General features: G+C 42.8%; 19 protein-coding genes and 6 tRNA genes. 24 read left to right on the top strand and 1 reads right to left on the bottom strand.

What is annotated here, in order from left to right; translation table 11 throughout:
* Positions 1 to 3 precede the first annotated feature (3 nt).
* The 4 genes from J7M13_07105 to J7M13_07090 are packed head-to-tail and all read left to right on the top strand — an operon-like array spanning position 4 to position 4282.
* Positions 4 to 1773 (top strand): ATP synthase subunit A, encoded by a 1770-nt coding sequence (locus J7M13_07105; GenBank protein ID MCD6363743.1) that lies wholly within the window; start codon positions 4 to 6, stop codon positions 1771 to 1773.
* Positions 1770 to 3182 (top strand): V-type ATP synthase subunit B, encoded by a 1413-nt coding sequence (locus J7M13_07100; protein ID MCD6363742.1) that lies wholly within the window; start codon positions 1770 to 1772, stop codon positions 3180 to 3182. The genes J7M13_07105 and J7M13_07100 overlap by 4 nt, the downstream gene beginning before the upstream one ends.
* Positions 3166 to 3786: a V-type ATP synthase subunit D gene (locus J7M13_07095; protein ID MCD6363741.1), complete on the top strand. Its 621-nt coding sequence runs from the start codon at positions 3166 to 3168 to the stop codon at positions 3784 to 3786. Before J7M13_07100 ends, J7M13_07095 begins: the two co-directional genes overlap by 17 nt.
* A gap of 19 nt (positions 3787 to 3805) precedes the next feature.
* Positions 3806 to 4282 (top strand): gamma carbonic anhydrase family protein, encoded by a 477-nt coding sequence (locus tag J7M13_07090; protein ID MCD6363740.1) that lies wholly within the window; start codon positions 3806 to 3808, stop codon positions 4280 to 4282.
* Here the strand turns inward: J7M13_07090 and J7M13_07085 are convergent.
* Positions 4267 to 5070: a protein-glutamate O-methyltransferase CheR gene (locus J7M13_07085; protein ID MCD6363739.1), complete on the bottom strand. Its 804-nt coding sequence runs from the start codon at positions 5068 to 5070 to the stop codon at positions 4267 to 4269. The genes J7M13_07090 and J7M13_07085 overlap by 16 nt on opposite strands.
* Before the next feature lie 126 nt (positions 5071 to 5196).
* Between J7M13_07085 and J7M13_07080 the strand changes: the two genes are divergently transcribed.
* The 20 genes from J7M13_07080 (at position 5197) to J7M13_06985 (ending at position 21656) form a co-directional block, all read left to right on the top strand.
* Complete coding sequence (locus J7M13_07080; GenBank protein MCD6363738.1) at positions 5197 to 5964, top strand: MBL fold metallo-hydrolase; 768 nt, start codon at positions 5197 to 5199, stop codon at positions 5962 to 5964.
* A gap of 6 nt (positions 5965 to 5970) precedes the next feature.
* On the top strand, positions 5971 to 6804 hold the full coding sequence (locus tag J7M13_07075) for a chemotaxis protein (protein ID MCD6363737.1): 834 nt from the start codon (positions 5971 to 5973) through the stop codon (positions 6802 to 6804).
* Positions 6805 to 6853: 49 nt separating this feature from the next.
* Positions 6854 to 6931 (top strand) — tRNA-Pro (locus tag J7M13_07070).
* 15 nt (positions 6932 to 6946) lie between these two features.
* A tRNA-Gly gene (locus J7M13_07065) sits at positions 6947 to 7023 on the top strand.
* A 14-nt stretch (positions 7024 to 7037) separates the two neighbouring features.
* Positions 7038 to 7114, top strand: a tRNA-Arg gene (locus tag J7M13_07060).
* Positions 7115 to 7134: 20 nt separating this feature from the next.
* Positions 7135 to 7211 (top strand) — tRNA-His (locus tag J7M13_07055).
* Between the two features lie 15 nt (positions 7212 to 7226).
* Positions 7227 to 7304: transfer RNA gene (locus J7M13_07050), tRNA-Lys, on the top strand.
* Between the two features lie 32 nt (positions 7305 to 7336).
* Positions 7337 to 7423: transfer RNA gene (locus tag J7M13_07045), tRNA-Leu, on the top strand.
* Positions 7424 to 7537: 114 nt separating this feature from the next.
* A complete protein-coding gene (tig, locus tag J7M13_07040; GenBank protein MCD6363736.1) occupies positions 7538 to 8788 on the top strand; it encodes a trigger factor in 1251 nt (416 codons plus the stop codon).
* Positions 8766 to 9347, top strand: a complete 582-nt coding sequence (clpP, locus tag J7M13_07035) for an ATP-dependent Clp endopeptidase proteolytic subunit ClpP (protein MCD6363735.1) — start codon at positions 8766 to 8768, stop codon at positions 9345 to 9347. The genes tig and clpP overlap by 23 nt, the downstream gene beginning before the upstream one ends.
* Positions 9348 to 9354: 7 nt before the next feature.
* Positions 9355 to 10644, top strand: coding sequence for an ATP-dependent Clp protease ATP-binding subunit ClpX (gene clpX / locus J7M13_07030; protein MCD6363734.1), 1290 nt, complete (start codon positions 9355 to 9357; stop codon positions 10642 to 10644).
* A 15-nt stretch (positions 10645 to 10659) separates the two neighbouring features.
* The gene (gene lon, locus J7M13_07025) at positions 10660 to 13038 is read left to right on the top strand and encodes an endopeptidase La (protein MCD6363733.1); all 2379 of its coding nucleotides are present in this window, start codon (positions 10660 to 10662) and stop codon (positions 13036 to 13038) included.
* Complete coding sequence (locus J7M13_07020; protein MCD6363732.1) at positions 12995 to 13603, top strand: YihA family ribosome biogenesis GTP-binding protein; 609 nt, start codon at positions 12995 to 12997, stop codon at positions 13601 to 13603. Before lon ends, J7M13_07020 begins: the two co-directional genes overlap by 44 nt.
* Positions 13593 to 16247: a valine--tRNA ligase gene (locus J7M13_07015; protein MCD6363731.1), complete on the top strand. Its 2655-nt coding sequence runs from the start codon at positions 13593 to 13595 to the stop codon at positions 16245 to 16247. The genes J7M13_07020 and J7M13_07015 overlap by 11 nt, the downstream gene beginning before the upstream one ends.
* On the top strand, positions 16231 to 17553 hold the full coding sequence (locus J7M13_07010; GenBank protein ID MCD6363730.1) for a bifunctional folylpolyglutamate synthase/dihydrofolate synthase: 1323 nt from the start codon (positions 16231 to 16233) through the stop codon (positions 17551 to 17553). Before J7M13_07015 ends, J7M13_07010 begins: the two co-directional genes overlap by 17 nt.
* Positions 17543 to 18961 (top strand): HD domain-containing protein, encoded by a 1419-nt coding sequence (locus J7M13_07005; protein MCD6363729.1) that lies wholly within the window; start codon positions 17543 to 17545, stop codon positions 18959 to 18961. The genes J7M13_07010 and J7M13_07005 overlap by 11 nt, the downstream gene beginning before the upstream one ends.
* Positions 18961 to 19890, top strand: coding sequence for a Gfo/Idh/MocA family oxidoreductase (locus J7M13_07000; protein ID MCD6363728.1), 930 nt, complete (start codon positions 18961 to 18963; stop codon positions 19888 to 19890). Before J7M13_07005 ends, J7M13_07000 begins: the two co-directional genes overlap by 1 nt.
* On the top strand, positions 19883 to 21283 hold the full coding sequence (locus J7M13_06995) for an FAD-dependent oxidoreductase (protein ID MCD6363727.1): 1401 nt from the start codon (positions 19883 to 19885) through the stop codon (positions 21281 to 21283). The genes J7M13_07000 and J7M13_06995 overlap by 8 nt, the downstream gene beginning before the upstream one ends.
* Entirely contained in the window at positions 21280 to 21438 is a 159-nt protein-coding gene (locus J7M13_06990) for a hypothetical protein (GenBank protein ID MCD6363726.1), read from the top strand. The genes J7M13_06995 and J7M13_06990 overlap by 4 nt, the downstream gene beginning before the upstream one ends.
* Positions 21435 to 21656 (top strand): flagellar biosynthesis protein FliR, encoded by a 222-nt coding sequence (locus J7M13_06985; GenBank protein ID MCD6363725.1) that lies wholly within the window; start codon positions 21435 to 21437, stop codon positions 21654 to 21656. The genes J7M13_06990 and J7M13_06985 overlap by 4 nt, the downstream gene beginning before the upstream one ends.
* Positions 21657 to 21659 lie beyond the last annotated feature (3 nt).

Raw genomic sequence — 21659 nt, 5'->3', positions numbered from 1 at the left:
GGCATGAAAGAAGGACGGATTGTAAAGGTTTCTGGACCTCTTGTAGTGGCTGATAATATGCTCGGTTCAAGAATGTATGATGTCGTCTATGTCGGTAAGCATGGTCTCGTTGGCGAGATAATAGAACTAAAAGGGGATCAGGCTTATATTCAGGTGTATGAAGAGACATCAGGAATAGGTCCAGGAGAGCCCGTAGTTTCTACGGGAATGCCGTTAAGCGTTGAACTGGGCCCGGGACTTATAGAATCGATATTTGATGGGACTCAAAGACCCCTAAACATTATAGAAGAGATAACTAAAAGCAGCTTTATAGCACGCGGCTTAAAAATCAATGCCCTTGATAGGAACAAAAAATGGCATTTCGTTCCGAGCGTTAAAGAAGGAGAAGTGGTGGAGGAAGGGGACGTCTTGGGAGTTGTGAAAGAGACGGTCCTCGTTGATCATAAGATAATGGTTCCACCCGGTAAAAGGGGAAAAGTTAAGAAGATTGCTGAGGAGGGAGACTACACGGTTGAGGATGTGATAGCGGTTCTGGATGATGATGGAAAAGAAATAGAAATTACTATGATGCAGAAATGGCCTGTTAGGCAAAGAAGACCCTTTAAAAAGCAGCTTTCCCCGGATGAACCACTCACAACCGGTCAAAGAGTAATAGATACCTTTTTCACGCTGGCAAAGGGAGGAACTGCTTGCGTCCCTGGACCTTTCGGGAGTGGGAAGACTGTTATACAGCATCAGCTCGCTAAATGGGCAAGTGCTGATATAGTTGTATACATAGGCTGTGGAGAGCGCGGGAACGAAATGACCGATGTTTTAATAGAGTTTCCTCATCTAACTGATCCCAAGTCTGGTGAGCCTCTTATGAAGAGAACCATTCTCGTTGCTAATACATCTAATATGCCGGTTGCTGCGCGAGAGGCATCTATCTACACGGGGATAACCATGGCTGAGTATTATAGAGACATGGGTTATGACGTTGCCCTTATGGCTGATTCCACTTCAAGATGGGCGGAAGCTCTAAGGGAGATATCAGGTAGGCTTGAAGAAATGCCTGGTGAAGAAGGGTATCCGGCTTATCTTGGCACGAGACTGGCTTCTTTTTATGAGAGAGCTGGCAAAGTTATATGTCTTGGGAAAGATAATCGCATAGGGTCTATAAGCGTTATAGGTGCGGTTTCCCCACCTGGGGGAGACCTCTCGGAACCTGTTACTCAGAATACCTTAAGAGTTGTCAAAGTGTTCTGGGGTTTAGACGCTGAGCTTGCATATCAGAGGCATTTTCCTGCCATAAACTGGTTAAATAGCTATTCGCTTTATATGGATGCTCTTGAAGATTATTGGAGACGAGAGGTTGGAGAGGAGTGGGTTGAGATCAGAAAGGAGGCTATGAAACTGCTCGAGGAAGAGGCAGAGCTTAAGGAGATTGTCAGATTAGTTGGTATAGATGCTCTTTCCAAGGAAGATAGATTAAAGCTTGATGTTGCCAAGTCTATAAGAGAGGATTTTCTCCATCAGAATGCTTTCCATGAGATAGACACTTATACTTCTTTTGCGAAGCAATACAGGATGCTGAGAATAATTATGGAGCTTTATAGGCTCGCTCAGGATGCTCTTAAGAAGGGGGCCCCGCTCCGAGATATAGAAAAGATGGAAGTCCTTGAAGATATAGCGAGAATGAAGTATATACCTGAGAATAGGCTTGATGAGTTCGATAAGATCGAGGAGAAGCTCAGAAAGCAAATATATGCTCTCATTCCCAGCGGAGGTGAGTGACCTTGATCAAAGAGTATAAAACCATAAGTGGCATATCTGGACCTCTTATAGTAGTTGAAAAGGTCACGGATGTTAAATATGACGAGCTTGTTGAGATTCAGCTTGGAAACGGAGAGCTTCGAAGAGGAAGAGTCCTTGAGATAACGACTGATAAGGCTCTGGTGCAGGTATTTGAAGGAACCACAGGGCTTGATATAGAGAATGCTAAGGTAAGATTTTTGGGCAAAGCTTTGGAGCTACCCGTGAGTAGGGACATGCTTGGAAGGATCTTTGATGGTTCCGGTAGGCCCATAGATGGCGGTCCGGAGATAATACCTGAAAAAAGGCTTGATATAAATGGTAATCCGATAAATCCTTATTCGCGTGATTACCCTTCTGAGTTCATTCAGACGGGAATTTCCACGATAGATGGCATGAATACCCTTGTCAGGGGTCAAAAGCTGCCCATATTCTCGGGAAGTGGGCTTCCTCACGCTCGTATGGCGGCTCAGATAGCCAGACAGGCACGGGTGCTTTCCTCTGAAGAGAAGTTTGCCGTTGTTTTTGCCGCTATGGGTATAACTTTTGAAGAGGCAAACTTCTTCATAGAAGATTTTAACAGGACGGGAGCGATTAGAAGAGCAGTTATGTTCATAAATCTTGCTGATGATCCGGCTATAGAGCGTATAGCTACACCTCGCTTGGCTTTAACAGCGGCAGAGTATCTTGCTTTTGATCTTGATATGCATGTTTTGGTTATCCTTACTGATATGACGAACTATTGTGAGGCTTTAAGGGAGATCTCAGCTGCCAGAAAGGAGGTTCCTGGGAGAAGGGGATATCCTGGTTATCTTTATACAGACCTTGCGACGATGTATGAGAGAGCGGGAAGAATAAAGGGTAAAAAGGGATCCATAACTCAGATACCTATACTGACCATGCCAGAGGATGATAAGACTCATCCTATTCCTGACTTAACCGGTTATATAACAGAAGGACAGATAATATTAAGCAGGGAACTTCATAGAAAGGGAATTTATCCACCCGTTGATGTTCTTCCCTCCTTGTCAAGGTTAAAGGATAAGGGTATAGGTAAAGGGAAGACGAGAGAGGACCATGCGGACTTACTGAATCAGCTCTTTGCCGCATATGCCAGAGGTAAAGAGGCAAAGGAGCTCGCCGTTATACTTGGAGAAGGTGCATTGACTGAAGAGGATAGGGCGTTTGCGAAATTCGCTGATGAGTTTGAGGATAAATATGTGAGACAGGGAGAGTATGAGGATAGGACTATAGAACAGACGCTTGATCTCGGGTGGGAGCTTCTGACCATGCTACCGATGAAGGAGCTTAAGAGAGTTAGAGATGAGTTTAAGGAGAGGTATCTCAAGCCGAGGTTAAGGGAGAAGAAGAGCAATGAAACTGAGGGTTAATCCCAATAGAATGGAGCTCCTCCGCCTAAGGCGGAGGCTTGCTATAGCTAAAAGAGGTCATAAGCTGCTTAAGGATAAGCAAGATGCCTTGATAAAACAATTTATATCGCTGGTTCGCGAGAATAAAAAGCTCAGAGAGGAGCTCGAAGAGGAGCTTCAAAAAGCCTATGTTAACTTTCTTGGAGCACGTGCGGTGATGAGCAGTAGAAGCCTGGAAGAAGCTCTGCTCCTTCCAGGTGTGAAAACCTACCTTAAGGTAAGTAGGGTCAACATGATGAGCGTATTCGTTCCTAAATTTGACTTCAATCAAGAGGGAAATCCGGTTAATTATGGTTTTTGGCAAACGTCGGGGGAACTTGATGTGGCTCTATATAACTTCATTGATTTGCTTCCTAAGCTCATAAAGCTTGCTGAGATAGAAAAAGCAGTGGTTCTCCTTGCGGATGAGATTGAAAGAACCAGAAGAAGGGTTAACGCTTTAGAGTACGTTATGATTCCTCAGTTGGAGGAAACCATCTCATATATAACCATGAAGCTTGATGAGATGGAGAGGGCAACCTTAACCAGGCTTATGAAGATTAAAGATATAGTACGAGCACACTAACAAAAAGGGGCGTGTTTCTATGAAACGTAAGGAAATATTTATAGCTGAAAGTGCGAAATTAATCGGTGATGTTAGATTGGGGGAGAGAGTTAGCATATGGTTTGGGGCGGTATTAAGGGCAGATCTCGCTCCTATAATAGTTGGAGATCTGAGTAATGTTCAGGATAACACTGTAATTCACGTTGATAAAGACATTCCAACAGTGATAGGTAAAGGAGTTACTATAGGTCATTCTGCTGTAATTCATGCTTGCAAGATAGGGGATTTTTCTCTTATAGGTATGGGAGCAATAGTGCTCGATAAGGTAGTAATAGGAGACCATACTATAGTAGCTGCGGGAACGGTTATTCCTCCGGGTAAAGAAATACCCCCATGCGTTCTCGTCATGGGGGTTCCAGGAAAGGTAATGAGAGAGCTAACCGATGAAGAAAGAAGAGGGCTTGAGGAACATTCTCTTAACTATTGGAAGCTTGCCGAGTCCTATTTGACTCGTTGATAGAAAAAGGGCTTTATCGAGCGGAAGCCCATCTCCTTGTATCCAAAGATCTGTTCGGTGTTGCCCACCATAAGGACTCCTCCAATACGAAGGGCGTCCTTAAATTTTCGGTATAGTTTTTCCTTAACTTCTCTTTCGAGGTATATCACTACATTTCTACAAAGGATAAGGTCAAAGTCCTTGTCGAAGGGATCTAAAACGAGATCGTGGCGTTTAAAGTTAATCCTGTCTTTTATAACTTGGGAGACTTCATATAGGTTGTCGCTCTTTTTAAGGAAATATTTTTTAAGTCTGTCTGGCCTTACATTGTAAAGCTGTTTTGCTTCATATATTCCTCTTTTGGCTTTTTCTATAGCATCGCGATCTATATCTGTTGCTAAAATACGGGGCGTTTTCTTTATTCTTAGGTCTTCAAATACTATAGCAAGTGAGTATGGCTCCTCACCAGTAGCGCACCCTGCACTCCATGCTTTGATTGACTTGTCAGGGCGCATAATCATGGGAATAATTTCTTTCTCAAGGATGTCGAAGCGTTCTGGATTTCTAAAGAATTCGGAAACATTTATCGTAAGGTAGTTTAAGAAGTCCATGTATCTCCCCTTGTCGGTGCTTATGAGCTTAAAAAGCTCATCATAGTCATCTATATTCCATTTCTTCATTAACATATGGACCCTTCTGTGTATTTGATGCTTGTAAGAGTTTAAGTTAATTCCAGAAAGCTCAAAAAACTTCTTTTTAAAGTTTTCGTATTCCTTTGGAAAAGAAGTATAGTCATCTCTGTTTATCATCTTTTCATTTCCTCCCGCTTTGAACTTATATTTTGTTTTTTCCTAAATTATAACAGGTGCTCTTACGGAAGTCCATAACATATGTTATAAATTAAGATAGAGCGTATAGGAAAGGAGGGAAGCGCTTTGAGCACAACAAGCATAACGCTTTATGAGGATGAAGAGCATAAGTTCATACTTCTGGGATGGGAGGAGGAAGAGGAGGAGGGAATAGTTCAGACAAACCAATATCTTATATTGGACAGGAATGAAGCTGTTCTTCTTGATCCAGGTGGGGCCCACGTTTTTCCAAGAGTTTTGGCTAATGTGGCAGAGCACGTTAGCCTTGATCAAATTAAGCATATATTTTTCTCTCATCAAGATCCAGATGTTTCCTCTGGAGTGATGCTATGGTTATCCATAGCAGAGAGAGCGAACATTTATATCTCAGAGCTGTGGTTGAGGTTTCTCCCTCACTTTGGGATATATGATCAAAAGAGGGTTAAGGGGATACCGGATCGTGGGATGAAGATAAAGTTTGGAAGTGGTCGTGAGCTTGAGTGCTTGCCAGCTCACTTTCTACACTCTCTTGCCAACTTTAGTCTTTATGATCCTACTTCTAAAATCCTCTTTTCAGGGGACATAGGTGCTGCCATATTTCCAAAAGGAGGGCGTTATCCGATCGTTGAGGATTTTCAAAAGCATCTTAAGCTGATGGAGGGATTTCACAGAAGATATATGGTTTCTGGAAAAGCTTGTAAGAAATGGGTGGATATAGTTTCTCAGAGAAAGATAGATATGATAGCTCCTCAGCACGGAGCGGTTATGAAAGGGGAATCTGTGAAGGAATTCTTGAGGTGGTTTTCTAACTTGACCTGTGGTGTGGAGCTCATCGATGAAATATACGGAAGGTGATAGATGATGAATAGGAAAGTACTTAAGAAGATGTCCTCTGCCTTCTTTGCGGAAAATGTAATGACATCTTTTATGGAACAACTCGATGAAGTCTTGTTAAGGAGAATAGGGAGTATTCAGAAGGAGATGGGCGATCTTTCTCGCGATTTTATAGAGATGTCTGATGAGTTTAAGGGATTGGTTGAGCGTTTTGATAAGAGCTTTCAGGAGATAGATGAGACCGCGGGAGAGATGGAAGAGATAAGGAGCAGGCTTGTTAAGGAGCTTGAGGAATCGGGAACCGATCTTGCAAAGGTAAACGAGGATATAAGAAGAGCTCTTGGTGAGGCTTCCTCCGCGCTTGAGAAGTTTTCGGAGATAGCCGACCTTATAAGGTCTATATCCAAGATAGCGAAGCAGACGAATTTACTCGCATTGAATGCTTCTATAGAAGCAGCTCGAGCTGGGGAGCGTGGCAAAGGTTTTGCGGTGGTTGCGTCTGAGGTTCAAAAGCTTGCTGGTGAAGCTAATCACGTTTCCTCTGAGATAAATGAGAGGATAAAACATATCTCTGTTTCGGTGACCTCGGCCTTAAATAGCCTTAGGATAATAGAAAAGGTGTTTGAGGCTTTTGAAAACTCTCTAAAGCAGATAATGAATTTTATGGAATATAATCAGGAATTTCTGAGGAGAATCTCCAGCGTTTTGAGCGAGGCTCAGACTCAGATAAGGGGAAGATCCTCAGAGCTTGGAGATGCGGTGAAATTAATGAATGAAAGCGTTGAAAAGTTCGATGTTCTCATGCAGACCATTTCTGCTATTGTGAGAGCTCAAAAGAAGCTGAAAGACCTGGAGATTTAATTCTATCTCTCTTGACTGAAGAAAAAAGGCGTGATAGAATATAGGGCGGCGGGGCGTGGCGCAGCTTGGTTAGCGCACCTGCTTTGGGAGCAGGGGGCCGAAGGTTCGAATCCTTTCGCCCCGACCAGTTCTTTGAAAAAGAGCGGGAATAGCTCAGGTGGCTAGAGCATCGGCCTTCCAAGCCGAGGGTCGCGGGTTCGAATCCCGTTTCCCGCTCCAGAAAGTAGGAGGGTGCGCCTGTAGCTCAACAGGATAGAGCAACGGACTTCTAATCCGTAGGTTGGGAGTTCGAGTCTCCCCAGGCGCACCATCTAATAAATTTTTTATATGGTGAACGTAGCTCAAGTGGTTAGAGCACCAGGCTGTGGACCTGGGGGTTGGGGGTTCGAGTCCCCTCGTTCACCCCAAGAGGATAGAGAGGTGGGTCGTTAGCTCTAACTGGTTAGAGCACCTGACTCTTAATCAGGGGGTTGCAGGTTCGAATCCTGCACGACCCACCATTTTTTTTGAATGAGATTAAGTTCTGGTGGTTGCGAGAGTGGCGGAACTTGGTAGACGCGCCAGACTTAGGATCTGGTGGCATAATGCCGTGTGGGTTCAAATCCCACCTCTCGCACCAGTGATTTTTTGCTTTATTATTTAGCTATCGGTAAAATGTTTTTGATTTCTGTGTAGGAAGGATGCTTCTTAATTAAGAAGCATCCTTTTAATATTTGATCGGGGAGGGAAAATAATGAAAGCTGAGATTGTGGAAAGAAAGGGGTGTCGCGTGCGGGTAAAAATTGAGATCCCGGCTGATGTCTTTGCAGAAGCTGTCGATAGAGCTTTTAGAAAGCTTGTTAAAAATGCTCAGGTGCCGGGTTTTAGGAAGGGAAGAGTTCCAAGAAGCGTTTTTGAAGCTATTTATGGTAAGAAGACACTATATGATGAGGCGATTCAGGAGGTAGCGCCTCCAGCTTATGAAGATGCTTTACGGGATTTAAGATTAGAGCCCATCGTGCGTCCTCGGATATCTTTTTCTCAGGTAGAGGATGGTAAACCACTCGTTTTTAACGTTGATCTTGTCCTAAAACCGGAGGTGAAACTTGGAAATTACAAAGACATAGATGTCGTTAAAGAAGAGATAGAGGTTAACGATGATATGGTAAATGAGGTTCTTAAGGAGTATCAGGAAAAAAGCGCAACCTTTGAAGATGTTAAAGACAGGGGCGCTAAAGAGGGGGATCTCCTATTAATAGAGATAAAGGATGAGAGAAGTGAGGAGTGGAGAAAGATGCAGGTAGTTATGAAGGATGAGTTCGAGGAGACGCTTAGAGGAGCAAAAGCAGGAGATGAAAGAGAAGCGGAATTTAAGGGAGAAAAATTTAGGATTAGGGTTCTGGATATAAAGGAGAAGAAGCTTCCTTCTATAGATGATAACTTTGCTGCGACTTTTGGCTATAGCTCATTGGAAGAGTGGAAAAATGCAATAAGGAATGCACTTGAAGAGGAGCTCAGTAAGAGAGCGGAAAGGATCTTTAGGGAAAAGGTGATTGAAAAGCTTCTTGAGTTATCCGAGGTTGAGATTCCTGAGGAAGCCATTGCTGAGGAGATAGAGTATTTAAAAGAGAGCGATGCGAGGAAAGCCAAAGAGTATGGGTTAAGCCTTGAAGATTTCTTAAGCAGGATGGGGCTTGAGGGGAATAAGATAGAGGAGTATTATAGGAGGCGAGCTGAAAGACGGCTTAAGACCGAGTTCGTGTTGGATGCTTTAGCCAAAAAAGAAGACATTTCTCTTTCAGAACAGGAATTTGATGAGGAGCTTAAAAAGATAGCTGAGGAAAATAGAATTCCGTATGAGAAGGTGAAGGCAGTTTGGGGGAAGGGTGAAAGAGCAAAGGTCCTTAAAGATGATATAATAAAGAGGAAAGCTATAGATAGGATTGTAGAATACGTTTCGGGGAGAGGTGAGGAGAAGGAAAATGCTGATTCCGGTAGTAGTTGAGCAAACACATAGAGGAGAAAGGGCGTATGATATTTATTCACGTTTGCTTAAGGATAGAATAATATTTATAGGCGAGCTTATAGATGATAATGTTGCTAATATTGTTGTTGCTCAGTTGCTCTTTCTTGAAGCTGAGGATCCTAAAAAGGATATCTACATATACATAAACAGTCCAGGGGGGCTTGTTACTGCTGGACTTGCTATTTATGATACTATGCAATATATAAAAGCCGATGTCTGCACTATATGCATAGGGCAGGCAGCAAGTATGGCGGCAGTTCTTTTGGCAGCGGGTACGAAGGGAAAACGTTATGCTTTACCCCATGCAAGAATTATGCTTCATCAGCCTCTCGGAGGGGCTCAAGGGCAGGCTACCGATATAAATATTCAAGCGAAGGAGATAATGAGATTAAGGAGTTTAATCAACGATATTCTTGTTAAGCATACAGGTCAAAGCTTAGAGAGGATAGAAAAGGACACGGACAGAGATTTCTACATGACGGCGGAAGACGCTAAGGGGTACGGCATTGTGGATGAAGTAATAAGTAGAAGGAAGTGAAACGTCAATGATAACTTATAGAGGAAATAGTGAGAGAAATAGGCAAAAGCTTTACTGTTCTTTCTGTGGTAGGAGCCAAGATGAGGTTAAGAGGATGATTGCTGGGCCTAATGTTTGTATATGTAATGAGTGTGTGGAGTTCTGCAAGCAGGTTCTCGATGCGGAGATGGAAGATGATAGACCTCAGACTATAAGAACGGCATTACCGAAACCCACTGATATAAAGAGATTTCTCGATGATTATGTCGTTGGTCAAGAAAGGGCAAAGAAGATCCTCGCGGTTGCTGTTTACAATCATTATAAGCGTGTTTTTTACAATGATGATAGTGCTGAGATTGAGAAGAGCAATATTCTTCTCATAGGGCCTACTGGTTGCGGCAAAACCCTTCTTGCACAGACGCTTGCAAGGATGCTTAACGTACCGTTCGCAATAGCTGATGCAACTACATTAACCGAGGCGGGATATGTTGGGGAGGACGTTGAGGATATTCTCCTAAGACTTCTTCAAGCTGCCGATTTTGATGTCAAAAGGGCAGAGCGTGGCATCGTGTATATTGATGAAATAGATAAGCTTGCTCGGAAAAGCGATAGTCCCTCTATAACGAGGGATGTTTCTGGTGAGGGAGTACAACAGGCACTGCTTAAGATACTTGAGGGAACGATCGCCCATGTTCCTCCACGCGGAGGAAGAAAGCATCCTTACCAGGAATTTATTCCTGTGAATACCACAAATATACTCTTTATTTGTGGAGGAGCTTTCGATGGGCTTGCGGATATAATTGGTAGAAGAATAGGAAAAAGAAGCTTGGGATTTGGCAGGGATATAGTGAAGGAAGACGAAATGGAGATCAGCAAGATACTTGAGAAAATTTTACCAGAGGATCTCTTGGAGTATGGCTTGATACCGGAGTTTGTTGGAAGATTGCCAGTTATAGCTACACTTCATCCATTGGATGAAAAAGCGCTTGTTAGGATTCTGAAAGAGCCCAAAAACTCCATTGTGAAACAATATCAAAGAATGTTTGAGCTTGACGGAGTAGATTTAGAGTTTGAAGAGGAAGCTTTAAAAGCTATAGCTAAAAAGGCGCTTGAATTAAAAACCGGAGCTCGCGGTTTAAGGGCTATAATTGAGGATATTCTTCTTGATATAATGTTTGATATACCTTCTTCTGGGAGGGTAAAGAAGTGTGTCATTACCAGGGAAACGGTTGAGAGAAAGGCTCCTCCTATCGTATTGGAGGGAGCACCAGAGAGAGGTATGTCTAAAATGGTTGATACTTATAGAAGGTTAGCGTAGGAGGGATAGGTGTAGATGGAAGGACTTCTGCCTCAAACGAAGATGCAAGAGGTATTACCCTTGCTTGCAGTAAGAGACGTTATAGTTTTTCCTCATATAGTGGCTCCGCTTTTCGTTGGACGTCCTAAATCGCTAAAAGCGCTCGAAATGGCTATGCTCGGCAACAGACTAATAGTTATAGCCGCTCAGAAGGACCCAAAGGTTGAGGATCCGAAACCGCAGGACATCTATTCTATTGGAACGCTTTGTCATATACATCAAATGGTTAAGCTTCCGGATAATACCGTTAAGGTGCTCGTTGAGGGAAAGTCAAGGGTTCGGATAGATACTTTTCTAAGAGTAGATGAGTTCTTTGAGGTAAGGATAACCCCGATTTCACTTGAGGTACCTACTTCACCTCACGTTGAGGCGCTCTTGAGAAATGTTATTAGTGAGTTCGAAAAATACGTTAAACTTCATCCCAAGGTTCCTCCAGAGATAATGATAACCGTTATGAGTCTCGGTGAGCCTGGTAGAGTTGCTGATATAATCGCAGCTAACATGCATATAAAGCTCCAGGAAAAACAGCAGATACTTGAGGCTGTTTTGCCGGAAGAAAGACTTAAAAAGCTTCTTTCCTTCCTTGTCCGTGAGGTTGAGATACTTGAGCTTGAAAAGAAAATTCATGAGGAAGTAAGGAAGCAAATGGAGCAAACGCAAAAGGAGTATTATCTTAAGGAGCAGCTAAAAGCCATTCAGAAAGAGCTTGGGAAGACTGGAGAGGCGTCAGAAGAGATTGAGGAGTATGCTAAGAAGATAAAAGAGGCAAAAATGCCTCCACAAGTTGAGGAAAAAGCGCTTCATGAGCTAAAGAGGCTTGAAAAGATGCCTCCTATGGCTGCAGAGGCTACGGTTGTTCGAACCTATCTTGATTGGCTCGTTTCTCTTCCATGGTCAAAGAGGACGAGAGATAAGCTCGACATCACGAGGGCTGCAAGAATACTTGATGAAGATCATCATGGTTTGAATAAAGTTAAGGAGAGGATTTTGGAATATCTCGCCGTTAGAAAGCTTTCTAAGAAAATGCGTGGTCAGATACTCTGTTTTGTGGGACCTCCTGGTGTTGGGAAAACCTCTTTAGCGCGGTCCATAGCAAGAGCACTTAATAGGAAGTTTGTCAGAATATCCTTGGGTGGGGTGAGAGACGAGGCCGAAATAAGAGGACACAGAAGGACCTATGTAGGTGCTCTTCCTGGCAGGATAATTCAGAAAATAAGACAAGCGGGAACTAAGAACCCTGTCTTTTTGCTCGATGAGGTCGATAAGATAGGTATGGATTTCAGAGGTGATCCTGCTGCAGCTCTTCTTGAGGTCTTGGATCCCGAGCAAAATCACTCGTTTAGTGATCACTTTCTTGAGGTTCCCTTTGACCTCTCTGAAGTGATGTTTATTACGACGGCTAATGTTACTTACACTATTCCGAGGGCTCTCCTTGATAGGATGGAGGTAATACATATACCGGGTTATACTGAAGAGGAGAAAATAATGATAGCCTTGAAGCATTTGATTCCCAAACAGCTTGAGCGCCATGGCTTAAAAAAGAAAAAGGTAAAGATTACTGAACAAGCTCTTCAAAAGATCATTAGGGAGTATACCAAAGAGTCCGGTGTCAGAAATTTGGAGAGAGAAATAGCTTCAATTTGTAGGAAAATAGCTCGTAAGGTTGTGGAAAGCAAAGGTGACGAAAAAGAGTTTAAGGTTACCGCTCAAAATATTCATCTTTATCTCGGGCCTCCAAAGTATAGGTATGGGGTTGCAGAGGAGAAGGACGAAATCGGTGTTGCTACTGGCTTGGCGTGGACTGAGGTAGGAGGGGAAATTCTTCTCGTTGAAGCGGTAACCATGAAGGGGAAAGGTAAACTTACCCTGACGGGAAATCTCGGTGAAGTTATGCAGGAGTCTGCTCAAGCTGCTGTAAGCTATATAAGAAGCCATTCAAGAGAGCTTGGCATAAAGGGGGATTTCTATAAGAACTTGGATATACATATTCACGTTCCCGAGGGAGCTATCCCTAAGGATGGGCCCTCAGCTGGGGTTGCCATGCTAACAGCTTTAACTTCAGTTTTAACTAAGCGTCCGGTAAGAAGAGATGTAGCTATGACCGGTGAGATAACTTTAAGAGGCAAGGTTCTACCTGTTGGAGGAATAAAGGAGAAGGTTTTAGCCGCGCATAGGGCGGGAATAAATACGGTAATTCTTCCCAAAGAGAACGAAAAAGATACGCTTGAAATTTCTTCTTCTATAAGAAGAAAGATAGATTTTCGCTTTGTGGAGAGAATGAATGAGGTTCTCGAGATCGCTCTGATGTCGAATGAAAAGGGAAAGAAAGTTAATAGCGAGCGTATATCTGCCTGAGAGGATACCTCTTCCATGGGGTCTTCCTGAAATAGCAGTTGCAGGAAGATCAAACGTTGGGAAATCCTCATTTATAAATGTTTTACTTGGAGAGAAATTGGCAAGAACGAGCTCAACACCTGGCAAAACGCGGTCTCTTAACTTTTATCTTATAGATAGGAAATTTATACTTGTAGATCTTCCAGGTTATGGATATGCTAAGGTTTCCTTGAGCGAGAGAGAAAGATGGGCTCGCTTAGTGGAAGCCTATGTGCGGAAGCGGGGTGTGATTTTAGGTTTTTTGCAGATCATAGATATAAGGCACATTCCCATGGATAATGATCTTAGGCTCTTTGAATGGTTGAGCTCTCTCGAGCTTCCAGTGGGGTTTATTTTTACAAAAATAGATAAGCTAAGTAGATCTTCCATAAAAGTTCAGGTGGAAAAAGCAAAGAGATACTACCCGCTTGAAAAGTGGGGGTATGTCCTTTTTTCTGCCTTAACCGGTGAGGGTAAAAAGGAAGCTTGGAATTTAATAGAAAACCTGATCCACAAGAAGGGAGGAGAGTACCCTTATGGAGCCTGATCTTCCAAGATCATATGATCCCTCTCAGGTGGAGGAAAAGTGGTATAGCTACTGGCTTAAGAAGGGCTATTTCCATAGTGAGGTGGACCCGTCTCGCGAAAAGTTTTCTGTAGTTATTCCTCCTCCTAATGTTACTGGATCGCTTCACATGGGACATGCGCTAAATAATACCATTCAGGATATCTTCGTTCGTTGGAGGAGAATGCAGGGATATAACACAATGTGGCTTCCTGGAACTGATCATGCGGGAATAGCGACGCAAAACGTTGTTGAGAAGGCGCTTGCTCAGGAAGGTTTAACAAAAGAGGAGCTCGGGAGGGAGAAATTTCTTAAGAAAGTGTGGGAGTGGAAGGAGAAATATGGTGGAAGAATTATCTTACAGCTCAAGAGACTTGGGGCTTCATGTGATTGGGATAGGGAGAGATTTACCTTAGATGAGGGATTGTCGAGGGCTGTTAGGGAAGTTTTTGTGAGGCTCTTTAGGGAAGGCCTTATATATAGGGGGAACTATATCATAAACTGGTGCCCACGCTGTGGAACGGCTCTTTCTGACATAGAGGTTGAACATCAGGAGGTTAACGGAAAGCTTTGGTATGTAAGATATCCTATAGTTGGAGAAGAAGGGAACTATATAGTCGTTGCAACCACGCGTCCTGAAACCATACTTGGAGATGTTGCAGTGGCTGTTCATCCTGATGATAAGAGATATAAAGAGCTGGTTGGAAAGAGAGTGAGAATTCCTCTTACTGATAGAATAGGTCCGATAATTTCAGATAACATGGTTGATCCGTCCTTTGGCACGGGAGCGGTTAAGATTACCCCTGCACATGATCCTAATGACTTTTTAGTTGCACAGAGGCATAATTTGCCACTCGTTAAAGTGATGAATCCAGATGCTACGATGAATGAGGATGCAGGGGAAAGATATAAGGGACTTGATAGATTCGAGTGTAGGGAAAGAATCGTTGAAGATCTTGAAAAGGAAGGTTTGCTTGAGAGGGTTGAAGATTACGTTCATGCTGTTGGACATTGCTATAGATGCAAAACGGTTATAGAGCCTTATCTTTCAGAGCAGTGGTTCGTTAAGATGAAACCTTTAGCTGAGCCTGCGATTAAGGCAGTCAGAGAGGGAAGGATAAAGCTTGTGCCAAAGACCTGGGAAAAGGTCTACTATGAGTGGATGGAAAACATAAGGGATTGGTGTATATCCCGTCAGTTGTGGTGGGGACATAGGATACCGGTATGGTATTGTCGAAACTGCGGTCATATGAACGCTTTTGTAGATCCTCCTGAGAAATGCGAAAAGTGCGGTTCTCAGGATCTCTTTCAGGATCCAGATGTCTTAGATACTTGGTTTAGTTCCGCTCTCTGGCCGTTTTCGACCTTAGGATGGCCAGAGAAAACACCGGATCTTGAGTACTATTATCCGACGGATCTCCTCGTTACGGGATTTGACATAATCTTCTTCTGGGTAGCGAGGATGATAATGATGGGGTTGAAGTTTATGGGGGATGTTCCCTTCTATGATGTTTACATTCATGCCCTTGTTAGAGATGAGGAAGGGAAAAAGATGTCTAAATCGTTTGGGAATGTGATCGACCCTCTCGACATGATAGAAAAGTATGGAGCTGATGCATTAAGGTTCACCTTGGCTTCATTGGCTCTTCAGGGAAGAGATATAAAGCTTTCGGAGGGGAAGATAGAGTCCTCCAAGAACTTTGCCAACAAGATCTGGAATGCTCTTAGGTTTATTCTGATGAACCTGAGGGGCTTTGATCCGACATCCATTTCCGAAGATGCTCTCTCGCTCGACTTAGCTGATAGATGGATATTAAGCCGAACTCAGAGGATCATAAAGGAAGTTTCTGAGCTTTTGAAAGGATACTATATAGGGGAATCAGCAAAAGCTCTTTACGAGTTTATATGGGGAGAGTTCTGCGATTGGTATATAGAGATTTCCAAAAAGACACTTTATGATTCTTCTGCGGATAGTCTAAGGAAAGAGAGTGTTAGATATGTTCTTTGGAAGGTATCAAGCGTTATTCTGAGACTTCTTCATCCATATATGCCGTTTGTAACGGAGGAGCTCTGGCATCGTCTTCCAGCTGTTGAGGGAAGCATAGTAGTTGCACCCTGGCCTTCGTATCAGGAAGAGCTTGTGGATGAAGATGCAGAGCGCAAGATGAGAGATGTAATGGAATCAATAAGGTTAATAAGAAACATGAGGGCAGAAATGGGGATTCAGCCAGGCCAGAAGGTAAAGATAGTTGTAAAACCTCATGATCAGGAGTTTGCAAGCCTTATCCGCTCCCTGGAAGGTTACTTTACATCGCTTGCTTCCCTATCTGAGCTCTCGATAGATCCTGATTATGAGAGGCCTAAGGGGTGCGCTGTGGGGGTTATGAACAAGGCGGAGATTTTTATGCCTCTCGGTGAATTTATGGATTTAGAGAAGGAAATAAGCAGACTTAAGCGAGAAATATCTGATATAGAAGAGGATATTCAAAAAGTAAAAACTAAGCTGTCTAATAAGGCATTTCTTGAGAGAGCGCCAAGAGAAGTAGTTGAAAAGGAGAGGAAAAAATTAAAAGGCTTAGAAGATAGAAAGGAGAGAATAGAAAGACACCTTGAGCTTCTCAGCTGAATACGAATCTTTTCTTAAAAGGCTAAACTCCATAAGGACAACCGCAGGTATACGCTTAGGCCTTAACAGGATAGAAAAGCTTCTTAAAAAGCTGGGTGATCCTCAGAGCTCGTTCAAAAGTATTGTTATATCCGGTACTAATGGGAAAGGCTCGGTCGTTGCCATGTTATCCAACGTGCTTAAAAATGCCGGTTATAAAGTTGGTTCTTATATCTCTCCTCATCTTTATGACATAAGAGAAAGGATATCTGTCGATAGCTGTTGGATAGATAAGGGCTCGCTTTTAAGAATAGGAGAAAGGATTTTAAACTTGGCCGAAAGCATGAGCGATTCACCGAGCTTTTATGAGGTCATGACCGCTATAGCCTTTGATTATTTCAGGGAAAAGAGAGTGGATATCGCAGTTCTTGAAATCGGTTTAGGAGGAAGACTTGACGCGGTTAATGTGGTTAATCCTATTCATTGTATTATAACCACGGTTGATTATGATCATGAAAGCTATTTAGGGAATACCCTTGCGGAGATAGCAAAAGAGAAAGCCGGTATAATAAAAAGGGGGGCTACTGTTGTTCTCGGGGAGAGGAAGGAGGAAGTTGTTGAAGTTATAAATGATATCTGCGCCAAGCGTGAAGCATGTCTTTATAAGGTAGGGACAGACTTCGATTTCAAGGTCGTAAAAGTTGGAAGTGTAGTAGATGAAAGTCCGATCATGGATTTTCTGGCAGGAGATACCATTTTAAGGAACATAGAAATAGGCTTAAGAGGAATGTATCAGTTTTTAAACGCTTCTCTTGTCGTTGAATCAGCGTTGATTCTGGATAAAGAGGGAGTGAGGATAAGCAAGAGCAGTATAAGAAGAGGCATAAAGAGTGTCAGATGGAAAGGGCGTTTTGATATAAGGCGGCTGAGAGGGAAAATCGTGGTTTTTGATGGAGCTCATAATCCACATGGATCTAAGGCTCTCGTTTCATCGCTAAGCTCTCTTTTTCCTGAAGAGAAAGTATCATTTGTTTTTGGTGTCATGCGAGATAAAAGATATGAAAGAATGCTGGAGTCTCTTTCGAGAGTAGCAGGGAGGTTCATATTCACCAGCGTTGGAACTGAAAGGGCTTTACCGGTTTGCGATCTCTTAAAGGTGGGAGGACTTACCTTCAAGAGCGAGAAAATAGCTCTTGAAGGAAGCGAAGATCCCTTGGATGCTTTGGAGAGAGCTCTTTCATATCCTGAGAAAATTGTCTGCGTGTGTGGATCACTCTATCTGGTTGGAAAAATACTCGAAGTGATAGAGGGAAAAGGTGAGAATTGAGGATTTAAGAAGCTTCTTTAGAAAAAACTACTGGTATCTTGGATTAGCCGGAATATCAACTGCGCATGAGAATCTCTTTCTCACGGGAGGGGCATTAAGAGATTTCTTTCTGGGAAGACCAACAAAGGACATAGACATAGCGTTTTCTCCAAGGTCTTCTAATATACCCCTAAGATTTGCATCTGAAATAGGGGGCAAACTTGTTGTATTTGGAAAGGGATTAATCTCCTACAGAGTGATTAAGCATCCGTTTGTCTTCGATTTCACGCCACTAAAAGGAGATGGAATAATAATTGATTTGGAGAGAAGGGACTTTTCTCTTAACTCTATGGCTTTAAATATAAGAACGGAGGAGTTTTTCGATCCCTTAAATGGTTTGAGTGATATAGCTTCTCGTTTGATAAAAGCAAATAGCTTAAGCTCACTGCTTGAGGATAGAATAAGGATCTTAAGGGCGTTCAGGTTTAGATCGGAGCTTGGGTTTAAGATAGATGGCTTTACCAAAACGTTGATAAAATCCATTGGGAGATTTTCGCCTTGGAGGTTTTCCGCTAAGGAAAGGATAGCTGAAGAGTGGAAAAAGCTCCTATGTGGTGGTTCTTTTTCCAAGGCGATAAAGGACATGGCTGAGGTAGGATATCTTGGGTCGCTCTTTTTTCCTTTTAGATATATGGAAGGAATGCCTCAAAGCTCTCATCATCATCTTGACGTCTTAGGACATACGTTGCTAACCGTGGAAGCGGTCGAAGATATCCTCTTAAATCCTCCCAGTTGGGCTGATAAGGGCTATTTAGATCTCAATATTGGGAGACATAGAATCAAGCATCTTATTAAGCTTTCAGCTTTATTTCATGACATAGGGAAACCTTTTTGCTTTAGGAGAGTCAACGGAGAGATAACATTTAAAGGGCATCAATTTATAGGGGCACGCATAGCGACGGGTATAGCCAGATCCCTGCTTTTTAACAGAAAGGAAATCAAGTTCATATGGAGGCTCGTTTACAACCACATGATGCCGTTGCTTTTCTTGAAAAGGCGTAATGTGGGAAAACCGTGGGAAAGATCTCTCATAAATTGGCTTCTTAGAGTGGAAAGAGATGCTAAGGGGATCTTCCTCCTTTCTATTGCGGATCTTAGAGCGACGCGTGGAGAAAAGGTATCGGACGAGGAGAGGGTTTCCTTAGCTGAGATAGCAGAAATTTCTGCCCATCACCTTGAACATGTTATGAAAGTAAAGCCAATTTTAAGTGGGAGAGAGATAATGCGTATAAGCGGTTTAAAGCCAGGACCGCTGGTAGGAACTATAAAAAGCAGATTGCTTTATCTGCAGAAAGTGGGAAAGATAAAGAATAAAGGTGATGCCTTAGGATTAATTTTAAGGGATAATATAAAAGGGTGTCAGAGATAATGAAAAGGGTACGAACTGCCGTCATAGGAGTTGGCTATTTAGGAAAGCATCACGCAAGAATATATAGTGAGCTCGAAGCCTCGGAGCTTGTGGCTGTTGTGGATATAATAGGAAAAAGAGCTGAAGAGATCGCTCGGAGGTATAGCTGTTCTGCCTATAAAGACTATCGTGATATGCTTGAGAAAGAAGAAATAGACGCAGTTAGTGTGGCTGTTCCTACTACATCTCATTACCAGATTGCGAGAGATTGCCTGAGTAGAGGGATAAACGTTCTCGTTGAAAAGCCTATAGCGACAAGTCTGTGGCAGGCAGATGAGCTTTTCAAAATATCTGAAGAGAGAGGAGTCGTGTTTCAGGTTGGCTACGTGGAAAGATTTAATCCTATAGTTTCGTTTCTTCCTCGGTATGTTTCCTCACCATTGCTCATCTTGGCCAAGAGGTTATGCCCTTTTGCGAATAGGAATCTTGATGTAGGTGTCGTTCTTGATTTAATGGTTCATGATATAGATATAGTTCTCTCTCTATTAGGAGATTCTGCTGAAATTGAAGAGATTAGTGGGGCTGGAGCCTCTATTGTTTCCCCCCATGAAGATATAGCCTCGGCCTACGTGCGCTTCAAAGGGGGCTGTGTAGCTCACTTTATAGTGAGCAGAGTAAGCCCTATGAGCTCAAGAAAACTTGAAATTGTGGAAAGAGATCGAAAGATCGTTTTGGACTATAGAAGCAAAGAAATATTTGTATATGGTCTTAATGGTTTCTCTTCTATTGAGCACTTAAAGCTCGTTTCAGTGGAAGAACCCTTAAAGAGGGAGCTCTCTTCGTTTATAAATAATGTAATCTCCCGCAGGAATCCAAGGGGGGATGGGAGAACCTCCCTTCAAATAGCTTTAGAAATACTTGATTCTATGAGAGAAAACGGATATGTATGACGTTATTATAGTTGGCGCGGGTCCTACTGGGATATTTAGCGCTCTTGAGATAGTGGAGCGCTCAAACTTAAGCGTCCTTATATTGGAAAGAGGTCCCTCTATAGATAAAAGAATCTGTCCTATGAGAGAAAAGGGCGGTGAATGTCGAAAGTGCCCTTTTTGTGCCCTTCTTTCTGGATGGGGAGGAGCGGGAGCTTTCAGCGATGGAAAGCTTACTCTTAGCTTAGATGCAGGGGGAAGGCTACGGGAGTTATTACCGTCTGAGATTATGCTCGAGCTTTTGAATTATGTGGATGAGGTGTACACTCGCTTTGGAGGGGAGAATAAAGTCTTTGATCCTTCGCCCGATGAGGTAGCGAAATATACTTCATTAGCGCAGAAAGCTGGCCTAAAATTGGTACCTATGAAAATAAGACACCTTGGGACGGAAAATTGCTATGATGTCTTAAAAAACATGGAAAGGCTTTTAAGGCAGAAAACTGAAATAAGAACGTTGACCAAGGTTGATGAGATATTAGTTGATAGCATTTCTGGAAGAGTAAAGGGAGTTAGGCTAAGGACTGGAGAAGAAATAGAGGGAAAATACGTAGTTATAGCTCCTGGAAGATCTGGATCTCCTTGGCTTGAGGAACAAGCGAGAAGATTAGGCCTCTCTCTCGAGCAAAACCCCGTTGATATAGGAGTTAGAGTTGAAACGCCAGCTGCTATTATGGAAGATTTAACAAGCGTATTTTACGAGGCTAAGCTTATTTACTATTCGAAGTCCTTTGATGACAGAGTTCGAACTTTCTGTATGTGCCCGTACGGTGAAGTGGTGGTTGAGTGGAATGAGGAGGAAAAGGTATTATCCGTAAACGGTCATAGTTATGGCAGTAGAAAAACCGATAAGACTAATTTTGCTATTCTTGTGAGCACATCTTTCACTGACCCCTTTCATGAGCCTAACCTTTATGGCAGTCATGTAGCGAGGCTCGCTAACCTTTTAAGCGGGGGAGTTATAGTACAGAGATTGGGAGATCTCTTAAGTGGAAGACGTTCTACCTTTGATCGAATTAACAGAGGACCTGTTGAACCCTCGCTCAAGGAAGCAATACCGGGAGATTTAAGCTTCGTTCTGCCGTATAGATATCTACTAGATATAAGGGAAATGCTTGAAGCTATGGATAGAATTGCACCGGGAGTTTTTTCCCCATTTACCCTTCTTTACGGTGTAGAGGTCAAGTTCTACTCATCAAAACTTAGACTTTCACCGGTATTAGAGACAGAGGTGAGAAACCTTTTCGCGGGAGGAGACGGCGCTGGTATAACGAGGGGGTTGATTCAGGCTTCTATATCTGGTGTAATAATAGGCAGAGAGATCTTAAGAAGGGAGGCGAAGCTTAACTCCCGATGAGTAAAAATACATTTATATTCATTATCTTCGTTATAGCCTTTGTTCTCTTTATGTATCTGCTTATAGAGTTTTATAATCCGAGCGTTGGAGATAGATTTAGATTCATAATAAATCTCATGGTTAAAAAGCAGCTCTGGAGGGAAAGTTGGCGTTGAAACCTCTTAATTTGCAGGCATTGATATGCTTAGGGCTTCTTTTCCTAACGTGGGGGATAGCCCGCATGATAAGAAGGCTAATAGAGACTGGAATGGCTCCTGCTTTTGTGATATATCTGCGGGTTCTTTTTGGTTTTATGCTCGCTATGCTTATATGGTTAGGATATAACACGCTCACCGGTAAGGTGGTGCTTTCTAAGCTTTGGGGGTCAGGATAGGAG

Source organism: Synergistota bacterium (assembly GCA_021159885.1).
Classification (GTDB): domain Bacteria; phylum Synergistota; class GBS-1; order GBS-1; family GBS-1; genus AUK310.
Note: the sequence above shows the minus strand (reverse complement) of the source record. Positions and strands in the feature narration are given on the sequence as shown.